General features: G+C 57.7%; 12 protein-coding genes. All 12 read right to left on the minus strand.

What is annotated here, in order from left to right; translation table 11 throughout:
* Window positions 1-3: 3 nt before the first annotated feature.
* A complete protein-coding gene (locus ACNKU7_RS05010; RefSeq protein WP_418295867.1) occupies window positions 4-339 on the minus strand; it encodes a DMT family transporter in 336 nt (111 codons plus the stop codon).
* 32 nt (window positions 340-371) lie between these two features.
* On the minus strand, window positions 372-1379 hold the full coding sequence (locus ACNKU7_RS05015) for a tryptophan--tRNA ligase (RefSeq protein ID WP_418295868.1): 1008 nt from the start codon (window positions 1377-1379) through the stop codon (window positions 372-374).
* Between the two features lie 131 nt (window positions 1380-1510).
* Entirely contained in the window at window positions 1511-2611 is a 1101-nt protein-coding gene (locus tag ACNKU7_RS05020; protein WP_418295869.1) for a tRNA-queuosine alpha-mannosyltransferase domain-containing protein, read from the minus strand.
* Window positions 2612-2659: 48 nt separating this feature from the next.
* Complete coding sequence (locus ACNKU7_RS05025; protein WP_418295870.1) at window positions 2660-3553, minus strand: NAD(P)-dependent oxidoreductase; 894 nt, start codon at window positions 3551-3553, stop codon at window positions 2660-2662.
* Between the two features lie 33 nt (window positions 3554-3586).
* Window positions 3587-4387, minus strand: coding sequence for an undecaprenyl-diphosphate phosphatase (locus ACNKU7_RS05030; protein ID WP_418295871.1), 801 nt, complete (start codon window positions 4385-4387; stop codon window positions 3587-3589).
* 83 nt (window positions 4388-4470) lie between these two features.
* A complete protein-coding gene (gene tsaB, locus ACNKU7_RS05035; protein WP_418295872.1) occupies window positions 4471-5181 on the minus strand; it encodes a tRNA (adenosine(37)-N6)-threonylcarbamoyltransferase complex dimerization subunit type 1 TsaB in 711 nt (236 codons plus the stop codon).
* 173 nt (window positions 5182-5354) lie between these two features.
* The gene (locus tag ACNKU7_RS05040; protein ID WP_418295873.1) at window positions 5355-6296 is read right to left on the minus strand and encodes a hypothetical protein; all 942 of its coding nucleotides are present in this window, start codon (window positions 6294-6296) and stop codon (window positions 5355-5357) included.
* Between the two features lie 315 nt (window positions 6297-6611).
* Window positions 6612-7631 carry a ferrochelatase gene (gene hemH / locus ACNKU7_RS05045; protein WP_418295874.1) on the minus strand — a complete coding sequence of 340 codons (1020 nt, stop codon included), beginning with the start codon at window positions 7629-7631 and terminating at the stop codon, window positions 6612-6614.
* A 190-nt stretch (window positions 7632-7821) separates the two neighbouring features.
* On the minus strand, window positions 7822-8475 hold the full coding sequence (gene adk / locus ACNKU7_RS05050; protein WP_418295875.1) for an adenylate kinase: 654 nt from the start codon (window positions 8473-8475) through the stop codon (window positions 7822-7824).
* A gap of 174 nt (window positions 8476-8649) precedes the next feature.
* Window positions 8650-9471, minus strand: a complete 822-nt coding sequence (mazG, locus tag ACNKU7_RS05055; protein WP_418295876.1) for a nucleoside triphosphate pyrophosphohydrolase — start codon at window positions 9469-9471, stop codon at window positions 8650-8652.
* A gap of 56 nt (window positions 9472-9527) precedes the next feature.
* Window positions 9528-11780 carry a GTP diphosphokinase gene (gene relA / locus ACNKU7_RS05060; protein WP_418295877.1) on the minus strand — a complete coding sequence of 751 codons (2253 nt, stop codon included), beginning with the start codon at window positions 11778-11780 and terminating at the stop codon, window positions 9528-9530.
* 52 nt (window positions 11781-11832) lie between these two features.
* Window positions 11833-12732 (minus strand): cysteine synthase CysM, encoded by a 900-nt coding sequence (gene cysM / locus ACNKU7_RS05065; RefSeq protein WP_418295878.1) that lies wholly within the window; start codon window positions 12730-12732, stop codon window positions 11833-11835.
* Window positions 12733-12871 lie beyond the last annotated feature (139 nt).

Genomic DNA, 12871 nt, shown 5'->3' on the forward strand with positions numbered 1-12871 from the left:
GTATCAGGTGGAAACGGTCTTGGAAAACACGTTGATGACTACGACGCCGGCAATAATCAATCCCATACCGATCATTGCGGCCGGATCCGGCACCTGCCGATATACCAAGGCACCGACGATGGCCACCAGCACGATGCCAAGGCCGGACCAGATCGCGTAAGACACCCCAACCGGGATATGCTCGAGCACCAGGGTGAGCATGTAGAACGCAATGCCGTAACCAACTATGACCACGATTGACGGCCACAACTTGGTAAATTGGGCCGAGGCTTTGAGCGCGCTGGTGGCCGCCACTTCGGCCACGATTGCAATCCCAAGATACAGGTAAGGTAGTTTCACCCGCTTACTCCCAAAGCCCGGCCAATACCGGATTAACCGATTTTACGAATACCTACGGCAGCGCGCAGATCGGCCAGGAATGGCGCAGAATAGGCACGAGCCTTCTCCGCCCCTTTTTCCAGCTCGACTTCAATCTGCGCCGGATTGGCCAGCAATTCGTTGTAGCGCTCACGAGCCTCACCAACCTGACCGTTGATCAGTTCAAACAGCTGCTTCTTGGCCTCACCCCAGGCGATACCGTCCTCGAACGCCTTGCGCATTTCCGCAGTCTGCTCGGGTGTAGCGAATGCCTGCCAGATCTGGAATACCGTTGACGAATCGGGGTCTTTGGGTTCACCCGGCTCCAACAGATTGGTCTTGATCTTGTTGATGTGTTTCTTCAGCTGTTTCTCGGGCAGGAACAGCGGAATGGTATTGCCGTAGCTCTTGCTCATTTTACGGCCGTCGAGTCCCTGCAGAACGGAAACGTTCTCGTCCACCACCGCTTCCGGCAACGCAAAATGCTCGCCGTAATGGTGATTGAAACGCTGGGCAATATCCCGGGCCATTTCAATATGCTGAACCTGGTCCTTGCCTACCGGCACCTTGTTGGCGTTGAACATCAGGATGTCCGCAGCCATCAGGATCGGGTAGCTATAGAGCCCCATGGTAACGCCGAAGTCCGAGTCTTCGCCGTCCGCCCGGTTCGCATCCACCGCGGCCTTGTAGGCATGGGCCCGGTTCATCAGGCCTTTGGCGGTCATGCAGGTCAGCAGCCAGGTCAGTTCAGGGATTTCGTGAATATCGGACTGACGGTAAAACACCACATTGTCGGTGTTGAGCCCCAGGGCCAGCCAGGTAGCGGCGATCTCCAGCGCAGACTGGTGCACCAGCTCAGGATCATGGCACTTGATCAGCGCGTGGTAATCCGCGAGGAAGTAGAACGACTGATTGTTTTCTTCCTGACTGGCCGCAATCGCCGGGCGGATGGCGCCCACATAATTGCCCAGGTGGGGAGTGCCCGTCGTAGTGATGCCGGTAAGTACACGCTGCTTGCTCATAAATCCTTGCTATTCCCGTATTCGACTTTTCATTCGCCCTGTTCGCCTTCTTCCGCACAAACCCTCGGCTGCGCGGCACGGCGTCAAAATCAGGGGTGCATGATACCCGTTTCAGACCGCCGGTTGTATGCTCAACGGCCGGCACACCGAGCGAGCAGCGAGAGATACTCATCACCCAGGCGCGACCAGCTCAGCGACGCGACATCCGGAAGCCTGGCGGGCGCGCCACTGGCTACTCGCCGGGCGCAGCGCAGCATCGCCGCGCTCAAATTCGCCGCACACGACTCGATATCGTCCGAAAAGCGCCAGCCGCCCCGCCCAAACCATTCCGGATAGGCCAGGCTGTCCGGCACCAGCGGCTCACACCCGGCCGCCACAGCTTCCAGTACCGCCAACCCCTGGAAGTCATGCCGCGCCGTGGAAATCACCCCATGGCTCTCCACCAGAAGCTGGCGGTACTCAGCCAGGCTTTCCTGGTATCCCCAGGCGCCAAGCGCGCCCTGCTTGGACAGCAGTTTTTTAAGGTGCGCAAATTCTGCCGGTTGCCTTCGGAACTGCTGCCCTACCATGTGCATGGTGAACGGTATGCCTTCACGGCCAAATCGCCGCAGGGCCGCCAGCAGGATGTCCGGCCCCTTGTCGTACTCCCAGCGATGGTTCCAGATAAATGTGGGGCGCTCCGCTTTACCGGTGCCCGGCAGGAATACCGAGCTTTCCAGCGGCACCGGGAGTACGTGGGACTTATCCGCGAGTTCCCGACAGATACCCTTGGGCACATGATCCGGGAAACGTCGCAGTAACTCCTCCGCCCCTTCCAGCAAAGTCGTGCGATTGTATTCAGAGTTGAACAGCAGCATGTCGCCACTGAGGGCGGTATAGATGTTCAGCAACTGCGGCTCAATGGACTCCACCGCCGTATCGCTGCGCGGGTAGTCGAACTGGTTCTCATGGAAATAGACAACCGTCGGCACCTGAGCCAGCTCTGGTACCAGCCCGCGCAGTGCGGAGAGGTCGGTCATGGAGGTAGCCACCAGCAAATCCCATGGCTGCCGCAGGGTATCCCGGGCCTCCCCGCGCGCCCAGGTAAGGCTGTTGCCGCGCACCCGCCAGCTGAAATAGCGCGGCGGCAGGGTCAGAACAGTCCATTGCCACTCAGGAATGGCGGCCACAAGGCCGCGCCGCCAGCGCTTGTGGCTGTCGGCGTCGTAGGCAGAAAGCAGAAGCACTTTCACGGAATTTACTCGATGAGAGAGGATAGTAAGGCCAAACTCGGCGGGCGCTTACTGCTTGGACGGCTCAAAGTCCCGCACGTTGGTCAGGCGAGCAAACAGGCTGGATGTATCCCAGCGGCCGCCGCCGAGCGCCTGGACTTCACTGTAGAACTGATCCACCAGTGCGGTAACCGGCAGCAACGCGCCGTTGTTTTTTGCTTCATCCAGCACTATGCCCAGGTCCTTGCGCATCCAGTCGACGGCAAAGCCATGCTCAAACTCTCCCGCCAGCATGGTGCGGTAACGGTTTTCCATCTGCCAGCTTTGCGCAGCGCCCTTGGAAATAACATCGATGACCTGCTCACCGTCAAGCCCCGCGGCCTTGGCAAAGTGCAGGCCTTCCGCCAATCCCTGAACCACTCCGGCGATGCAGATCTGGTTGACCATTTTACACAGCTGTCCGCTGCCCACCGGGCCCAGCAGGTTTACCGCCCGCGCATAGCAATCGATAAAAGGGCGCGCAAGATCGAAGTCCGCCTGTTCGCCGCCGACCATGACGGTCAGTGCACCGTTTTCAGCGCCGGCCTGCCCACCGGAAACCGGCGCGTCGAGAAACGCCAGCCCCCTCTCAGCCGCAGTGGCCGCCAGTTCGCGTGCGACGTTGGCGGATGCGGTGGTGTGATCGACAAACAGGCTGCCAGGGCTCATGCCCGCAAAAGCGCCCTGCTCCCCGATGCTAATCTGGCGCAGGTCATCGTCATTACCGACACAGGCAAATACGATTTCAGCCCCTTTTGCCGCTTCTCGCGGGGACGCGCAGGCTTCGCCCTGGTACTTTTCCAGCCACGCCGCGGCGCGGGCGGAAGTCCGGTTGAATATGCGTACATCATGCCCGGCTTTGGCCAGATAACCAGCCATGGGAAACCCCATTACACCAAGACCAATAAATGCGACCGTTGCCATTCGAAAACCTCTCTTGGCTTGCAAGCAAAAAAATCAGGTAGACCAGATCATCCAGATCAGCGCCGCGCCCAGCAGCAGGCGATAGATTGCAAACGGCGCCATACCGATGCGGCTGATAAACTGCAGGAAAAAGTGAATGCAGAGGTAAGCACTGATTCCTGACAGCACAGCGCCCATCAGGATATCGCCCCAAGGCACCGACTCCGTATCAAACAACTCCATGGTCAGTAACAGAGCGCTGAGTGCAATGACGGGGATCGACATCAAAAAAGAAAACCGGGCCGCCGCTTCGCGCTTCATTCCCAGCATCAGCCCCGCCGTCATGGTAATGCCTGAACGGGAGGTACCAGGGATCAGCGCCAGAGCCTGAGCGCAGCCAATCAGCAGCGCCTTTTTCCAATTGAGCGCAGACAGTTCTTCGCTGCGCTTACCCCGCACATCCACCCACCACAATAAAATGCCGAACAAGATGGTAGTGGTTGCAATGACCGCCGCCGACCGCAAATGCAGCTCGATAAAGTCCTTGAAGATCAATCCTGCCAATCCAGCCGGGATGGTGGCCAGCACAATTAACCAGGCCAACCGCCCGTCGTCACTGAACTGCCCATTGCGGAACCCACCCAGGCCATCACAGATGAGGGACCAGACATCTTTGCGAAAATAAATCAGCACCGCAGCCAGTGATCCGAAATGCACGGCCACATCAAATGCCAGCCCCTGATCCGGCCATCCCAGAACCTGGCTTGGCAATATCAGGTGGGCAGAGCTGGAGATGGGTAAGAACTCTGTGACGCCCTGAATGAGGGCCAGGAAAATGATCTGAAAAATTTCCACAAAGCGGTTTCCATTACTTTTTATTGTGTGTCGCCGGATTCCGGTAGCACCGAACGACGCCTCCCTACGGCTCGGTCGACGCGTCAGCGAGCGCGGATTCTTTCGCGCTTCTTCCAGGTGACTTCATTGCGCAGATAAATGGGCTCGAGCTGATCTGCCGACACCGCTTCATTCCGGGCCCACAGGCCCGCAGCAAGCTCGGCGATATCGCGCGCCTGGATATCACTGGCAAGCACCGTTTCCACATTCTCCAGCGCACCCAGGGCGGGATAATGCAACCCGGGGCCAGCCGCGTATAGCGGCGCACCAGAACCAACCAGACCAGCCGCCTGCAGCTGTTCCACAACTGCTTCCGGGCTCGATACCGCCTCGGGCAACAGGCTGTCGTGGGGAACGTCAGATCGATAGACGCCCCAGTAAACCTCCTGCATTCGTGCATCCAGAGCCGCCAGCACGGGCGCATTTTTCCAGTGTTCATGTTCACGCACCGCACCTGCAGCCAGCGCGGCCAGGCTGGAAACCGGTATTACAGGCTTGTCGCTGGCAAATGCCAGCCCCTGGGCAAAACTGATGGCGATACGCAACCCGGTAAATGAACCCGGGCCACGGCTGACTGCGAGGGCATCGACCTGGCTCAACGCGATACCGGCTTCGGCCAGTACTTCATCCACCATCGGCAGCAGTCGCCGGGTGTGATCCCGCTCGGCCCGGAAAAACCGCTCGCAGACTGCTCCCTGGTCATACAGGGCTGCGGAACAGGCCCCGGAAGTCGTATCGATGGCAAGAATTTTCAACAGACAGGCCCCATAGCTGCGGGTAACAGGAAAGATTGGTGGTGCGAATTGTGGCACGCTTCACGACAAACGCAACTACAGGCCACAGCGAGACCACAGAGTGCCAAAACGCAAAAACCCGGCGGATGCCGGGTTTGCGCTCAAATAAGGGCCTGGACGAGCGCCCTCTCTCCTCAGGAAGCCTGCTTGGGCGGACGACCGCGACGGCCCGCCCCTTTCTTGGCTCCGGCTTTCTTGGCCGCAGGTTTCGGGGTCGTGGCCTTCTTGGCTGTCGACTTGGGGGGACGTCCCCGACGGGCAGACTTCTTCGGCGCTGTAGTTGCAGCTTTATCAGCCGCGGCCTTCTTTGGGCGCCCTGGAGACTTCTTGGCCGCCGATTTCTTGACAGCTTTTTTCTTCGCCGCCTGCTTGGAGGCCTTTTTCGCTTCGGCCTTGGCTTTAGCCGCGGCCTTTTTCTCTATCGCCTTTGCCTTTGCTGCCGCTTTTTTGGCTGCGGCCTTGACCTTGGCGCCAGCCTTCTTCTCCGCCGCCTTCAGTTTTTTCGCATCAACCTTGGCTCGCGCCTTTTTCCATTTACTTTCAAAGGCTTTCAGCGCTTTACTGAGTTCTTTATCGGCCTTGCTCGAAAGATTATCGGCAAGATCGGCAAGCTTCTTCTTGGCCGCCTCTTCCGCCTCGCGCACAGCCTCCATTGCACTCGCCTTGGCCAATTCAAGTTTGGCCTTGGCGACCTTGGCTCGCTCCTCACGCAGCTTTGTATTCGCACTGGCGAGCGCTTTCTTGGCAGTTGGCGTGGCCGATTTCTGTACCCGGGCCCGCGCCTTACCGACCCGATCCAGCTGGGTGTCCATCGACTTTGCTGCGCTATCAACCGCCTTTTGCGCCTTGGCCACTATGGGAGAAGTGCCACTGGCCGCATCAGGCTTCTTTGCTGCCGCTTTGGGCGCGCGTTTCGGCGCCTTTTTTACCGCTCGTTTCGCCGTGGCCTTTTTCTTTGCTACTCGTGCCATCCCTTGTCTCCTCTTTTCTATGTAAGAAGTGATTCTGAACACTGAAACGTGCGCCTCGGGCTTATTGCGGTCGCGACCGGCGCTGCCTGAAAAGGTAAGGCACACCTGCCATTCTCCCTGGCCACACGACTACCTCACTTTCACCCCCGATCACTCTCTGCCGGATCTACCGGTAAAATTGCGACAATCAGAGAAAAACTCATTGATCGATGCAAAATGCGAGATTCAAACCGTCAAAGAGAAGCATCGGGAAAAGCCCAGCCATTAAAAATGACACGGCTGTATCAAAGTTAATTAAAAAATAGGCGTTTGCAAGAAAATAGGGATAAAAAAAACCGATTTTTATCTAAAAATCGGTTTTTAAGGTTTTCGTTACTGATTTTTCACAAGCAACTGAAGTTTTTGAGGAGCAAAAAGCAATTAACTCTGAACAACAGCTGCCGGCAACTGCCCCAAAACAATAGCAGCGAGTGCAGCAATATGGTCATCCCTGGCGTTCAACGCGGGGATATAACGGTATTCAGAACCGCCCGCATCAATAAAGTTAGCGCGATTCTCAACCGCTATTTCTTCAAGGGTTTCCAGGCAGTCAGAAGCAAATGCCGGGCAAATCACATCCACGCTGGCAACGCCGTTCTGCCCCCACTCAATCAGGGTTTTATCCGTATAGGGTTGCAACCACTCCGCCTTGCCGAAGCGGGACTGAAAGGTGATTTCCCATTTGTCTCGCGGCAGCTCGAGCGCCTGCGCGAGCAGTTCTGCCGTTCCACAACACTGCTCATAATAGGGGTCGCCCTTGCGCGTATTCGCCTTAGGGATTCCGTGAAAAGAAATCAGGAGCTTTTCCGCCGCCCCATGTTTCTGCCAGTGCTCGCGCACAGAGTTGGCCAGCGCTGCAATGTATTGCGGGTGCCGCCAGTATTCATGCACCACCCGGATATCCGGCACATTGCGCTCATCTCGCATGATCTTCGCCACCTGACTGTAAATCGCGCCAGTGGTCGTCCCTGAATACTGAGGGTAAAGCGGCAATACCGTGAAGGACTCAACCCCTTGCTGGCGCAGGATTGTTACCGTCTCAGCCAGCCCCGGGTCACCGTAGGTCATTGCAAAAGCGACCTTCAGATCGGAGGCTTTCTCTCCAAGTTCGTCCGACAACCACTTCTGCAATCCCTCCGCCTGGCGGCGGGTGTAATACGCAATGGGGGATCCAGTTACAGGTTCACCATCCAGCCCCTGGCCCCAGATTTCCGCGTAGGCGGGTGCAACCTTTTTGGGGCGGCCCGGCAACACAAACAGGTTCAGAATCAGCTGCCAAATCGGCGCAGGAATTTCCACCACTCGCGGATCGGACAAAAACTCCCGCAGGAATGCACGCACCCCTGCTGGGGTCGGCTCCGAGGGTGTACCCAGGTTCATCAATACAATTGCGTGGGACATCGTTGTGCATTCTCCAGATTCAGGGTGGAACAGGGCTATGCCACCGGGATCGAGCTACCGACTGACCGACAAAAATCACCGGAAAGTTGGCGGGATGACACAGAAAAGGCTCCCGAAGGAGCCTTTCCGTTTGATTGATCGCTTCCGCCGCAAAAAAACGGGAACGCCAATCAGCAATGGAGACCCGAGATCAGCTCAGGGCTTCCAGCACTTTTTCGCGAATATCCGCCATGGAACCCACACCTTCTACCCGGCTGTATTTGGGTGCACTTTCCGGCGCGCGCTGCTCGAGCTCGCGATAGAAGCCTACCAGGGGCTCAGTCTGCTCGTGGTAGATCGACAGGCGGTTGCGGACAGTGTCTTCGCTGTCGTCGGTGCGCTGTACCAGCGGCTCACCGGTGACATCATCTACACCTTCGGCTTTGGGCGGATTATAAACCAGGTGGTAAACCCGACCGGAACCTTCGTGTACGCGACGGCCGGAAAGGCGCTTGACGATTTCTTCATCATCAACGGCAATTTCCAGAACATGGTCAATTGCCACATCGGCATCCAGCATGGCCTGTGCTTGCGGGATGGTGCGCGGGAAACCGTCAAACAGGAAACCGTTGGCGCAGTCTGGCTCAGCGATACGCTCTTTTACCAGAGCGATGATCAGGTCGTCAGAAACCAGCTGCCCGGCCTCCATGACACCTTTCGCCTGCAATCCCAGCGGCGTACCAGCCTTGACTGCTGCACGCAGCATATCGCCAGTAGAGATCTGGGGAATTCCGAATTTCTCTGTGATGAATTGGGCCTGGGTACCCTTGCCGGCGCCCGGTGCGCCCAGAAGAATTATTCGCATAAACAGAAAGTCTCCAGATCATGCTGACGCGCCACCACCACAATCCCTATTGGGGCCGGGGCTCGCCGTTAAAAAGAGCGCTACCTTACACTTTGGCCCCACGCAGGACAAGCCTGCAGGCGGTCTGGCCAAAATTGCCCGGGGGATGGCAGAATCCTGGCACAAGGGCGCGCTTCAGCGACGCTCCTGATTTTTAGCCATATCCCACAGGCGATCGAGTTCCTCAAGCGTTACATCCGCTGGCTGCTTGCCCTCCACACGGAGGCTTTCTTCGACCTGCCCGAAGCGGCGTTCAAACTTTCGATTACAGTGTCGCAACGCGGCCTCGGGATCCTGCTTCAGGTGCCTGGAAACGTTGACGCAGGCAAACAAAAGATCCCCGAGCTCCTCCTGCGCATGATCGAGGTCTCCAGACTGGATCGCTTCGCGCAGCTCTCCAATCTCCTCTTCCACCTTGGCCAAAACACCATCAATTTGCGGCCAGTCAAACCCGACCTGGGCCGCGCGCTTCTGCAGTTTTGCGGCTCGCGTCAGCGCCGGCAAGCCGGCAGCAACCCCGCCCAGCACCCCGGACTCTCCCTTGGCTTCCCGCTCTGACGCTTTGATCGCTTCCCAGTTCTGCTTGATCTGCTCTTCATCAATGCCGGTGTTGGCGTTGTCGCCATACAGTTCGCCGCTAGGGAACACATGCGGGTGACGGCGAACCAGCTTGCGCACCAGGGTATCGACAATCTCCGAGAAGTCGAAATGACCTTCTTCACGCCCGAGCTGGGCATAGAAGATCACCTGAAACAGCAGGTCTCCAAGCTCTTCCTTCAGATGGCCGAAATCTTCCCGCTCAATGGCCTCGGCAACCTCGTAAGCCTCCTCGATCGTCGAGGGAACGATGGTGGCAAATGTCTGCTTGAGATCCCACGGGCAGCCACCATCCGGATTGCGCAGTTGCCCCATGAGAAACTGCAGATCCTCTACCGAAAACAGCGACTTTTCTTGCATCCAACTTCTCCCCTATTACTGCGAGCGCAACCCGCTGCGCGAGACCCCGCCAATGGTCAGTGCAGTATCCGGCGTCTCGCGGAAGCCACGTTCGGCAACTGGTTGATTCGGTGCAGTACCTGGCTCAATTCTTCAAAATTGTGAATTTCTGCCGTGATCACCATATCCACGGTGTGCTTGTGCTTGTTCGAGTGCGTCTGCATCGCCGTGATATTAATCCGCTGACTATCCAGCATGGTGGTCACGTCACGCAACAGGCCGTGGCGGTCATAGGCCTCAACCATGATTTCCACCGAGTACACCTCGGTTGGTTTTTGCGACCATTCCACCTGAAGAATCCGCTCTGGTTCCTCGGCCTGCATTCGCAACATATTGGCGCAGTCTTTACGGTGAATTGAGACACCGCGACCAAGGGTGATGTACCCCATGATGTCATCGCCAGGTAAGGGATTACAGCAGCGGGCAATGTTCGTCAGCAGGTTGCCTACCCCGTCGATGTAAACATCGGCATGCCCTTCGCGGGCTACCGGCGCGGCCAGTGGCAATACCGGTTCGCTGTGGGCCACCTTGACCATACGCTGGGCAGCATTAAGTACCTGCCCGACACCGATATCTCCCGCGCCCACCGCGGCATACAGGTCGTCCAGAGAATGCATGTTCAACTTGCTGGCGAGCTTTTCGAAGTCAAAATCAATCAGTGCCAGCTGTTTGAACTCACCATCCAGGATACTGCGTCCGTCGGCGATGTTCTGATCCCTGGCTTGCTGCTTGAACCAGTGAATGACCTTCGCCCGCGCTCGCGAGGTGGTGATATAGCCGAGGCTTTTTGAAATCCAGTCCCGGCTCGGAGCCTCCCGCTTCCCGGTGAGAATTTCCACCTGATTGGCCGTCTGCAGCTCGTGGTTGAGCGGCACGATTCGCCCATCAACCTTCGCCCCACGGCAGCGGTGGCCGATTTCAGTGTGGATCTTGTAGGCAAAATCCAGCGGCGTCGCACCACGTGGAAGGTCAACCACGTGCCCATCCGGAGTGAAGACATAAATACGGGTGTCAACGTGACTCGCCTGCAGATCATCCTCAAGGGGATTACCGCCCACTTCTTCGTGCCAGTCGAGCACCTGACGCAGCCAGGAGATCTTCTGTTCGTATCCGTCCTGCCCATCCAGCTGCCCGGACTTCTTATCGGTTCCTTTGTAGCGCCAGTGTGCACATACGCCGTACTCGGCTTCCTCATGCATGGCAAAGGTCCGGATCTGGACTTCCAGCACTTTCCGCTCTGGCCCAATGACCGCCGTGTGCAGCGAGCGATAACCGTTTTCCTTGGGGGATGCGATGTAATCGTCAAACTCGTTCGGGATATTGCGCCACAGGTTGTGCACTATGCCCAATACGGCGTAACAGTCCCGCACCGTAGGCACCAGGATACGAACCGCACGAATATCATAAACCTGTGAAAAGCCAATATTCTTGCGGCGCATTTTTCGCCAAATACTGTAGATGTGCTTGGCCCGTCCGTACACCTCGCCTTCAATTTCAGCTTTCGCCAGCTCACTGCGCAGCAGGCTCAGGACATCGTCGATGTACTCCTGGCGGGCCAGACGCTTTTCATCGAGAAGCCGGGCGATCTGCATGTAGTCGTCGGGCTCCAGATAGCGGAAAGAGAGATCCTCAAGTTCCCACTTGATATGCCCGATGCCCAGACGGTGCGCGAGGGGCGCATACACATCAGCAACCTCCCGGGCGACCCTGCGGCGCTTCGCTTCATCCGCTTTCTTGGCCGCGCGTATCGCACAGGTGCGCTCTGCCAGCTTGATCAGCGCCACCCGGACATCGTCCACCAGCGCCACCAGCATGCGGCGAATGTTTTCCGAGTGCTCTTCTACCGCACCACTCTGGCCCTCCTCACCGGTATCTGCCGTGCGGTTTCGGATCGCCGCCATGCGCAGAACCCCGCGAATCAGCTTGGCGACGGTTTCACCCATTTCCTGTTCGACCGTCTTGAGCGGCAAGCGCTTCTCGCGCACAGCGCGGTAGAGCATCGCCGCGCACAGCGCCTCTCCGTCTATCTGCAGATCTGCGAGGATTTCCACCATTTCCAGGCCAGTGAGGAAACTGCTGGTTCCCTCTACCCAGATATTCTCCGCCTCAATGGCTTTCTGCTCGGCGTCTTCACTGAGCTCCACCGCGTGACGCAGTGTAACCAGTGCCCCGCCATCCAGTTTCGCCATGGCCTGGATATGGCGTAGCCACGCCTCCCGGTCAAGGCTGCCATCTTTCAGTCGGGGATAATTCTTTCTTACCTGTACCAATGTATTACTCGCGGCGAGGGTTCTATTTATTCATTCTTCACAAGCCCACTTGCTAGCGGGCTTCCACGTCGAACAGGCCTGATGACAAGTAACGATCACCGCGATCGCAGATAATCGCAACGATCGTGGCGTTCTCCACCTCTGCGGCAATCCGCAGCGCACCGGCGACCGCGCCGCCAGAGGACACCCCGCAGAAAATCCCTTCTTCGCGGGCCAGCCTGCGCGTCATCTGCTCGGCCTCGTCCTGACTGATATCCATAACCCGGTCGACATTTTCCGGGACAAAAATCTTCGGCAGGTAAGCCTGGGGCCAACGCCGGATTCCCGGGATCGCAGAGCCCTCAGTCGGCTGCAATCCGACAATCTGGATCGCCGGGTTCTGGCTTTTGAGAAAGCGGCTACAGCCCATAATGGTGCCGGTGGTTCCCATGGAAGACACGAAGTGTGTAATCTCACCACCGGTTTGACGCCAGATCTCTGGGCCGGTGGTCTCGATATGAGCAGAGGGGTTGTCGGCATTGGAAAATTGATCCAATACCAGCCCCCGCCCCTGGGATTGCATTTCCAGTGCCAGATCCCGCGCACCTTCCATACCCTGCTCACCGGAAACCAGTATCAGTTCGGCACCGTAGGCTGTCATGGCAGCCTTGCGCTCGTCAGTGGCGGTTTCCGGCATAATCAGGATCATTCGATAACCTTTGATCGCTGCAGCCATCGCCAGGGCGATCCCCGTATTGCCACTGGTAGCCTCGATCAACGTATCGCCCGGGCGTATTTGCCCGCGGGCTTCAGCATGGCTGATCATCGACAGGGCCGGCCGGTCTTTGACCGACCCCGCGGGATTATTCCCCTCTAGTTTCAGCAGTACCGTACTGGACGTGTGGCTGGCCATACGCTGCAGCCGCACCAGTGGGGTATTGCCTACACAATCAGCAATCGTCGGGTATTCCATAGCTACTTCAGTTTCATACGGGGACGCGGGCGCACATTCTACCCCCGCACAGGCATCCCTGCGAACTCCACCACTCCCTCCCGCAGGATTTATCGCGGTCAATACACCATTTTGCGGGTGTCATCCGCCGATTGCAGGG

This window comes from Microbulbifer weihaiensis (assembly GCF_048323715.1).
GTDB lineage: Bacteria > Pseudomonadota > Gammaproteobacteria > Pseudomonadales > Cellvibrionaceae > Microbulbifer.

What these genes read in the sequence shown, in the direction of transcription:
- ACNKU7_RS05025 (WP_418295870.1), bottom strand. Translation starts at nt 3,553, where the DNA reads ATGGCAACGGTCGCATTTATTGGTCTTGGTGTAATGGGGTTTCCCATG.
- cysM (WP_418295878.1), bottom strand. Translation starts at nt 12,732, where the DNA reads ATGGAATACCCGACGATTGCTGATTGTGTAGGCAATACCCCACTGGTG.
- mazG (WP_418295876.1), bottom strand. Translation starts at nt 9,471, where the DNA reads ATGCAAGAAAAGTCGCTGTTTTCGGTAGAGGATCTGCAGTTTCTCATG.
- adk (WP_418295875.1), bottom strand. Translation starts at nt 8,475, where the DNA reads ATGCGAATAATTCTTCTGGGCGCACCGGGCGCCGGCAAGGGTACCCAG.
- hemH (WP_418295874.1), bottom strand. Translation starts at nt 7,631, where the DNA reads ATGTCCCACGCAATTGTATTGATGAACCTGGGTACACCCTCGGAGCCG.
- ACNKU7_RS05015 (WP_418295868.1), bottom strand. Translation starts at nt 1,379, where the DNA reads ATGAGCAAGCAGCGTGTACTTACCGGCATCACTACGACGGGCACTCCC.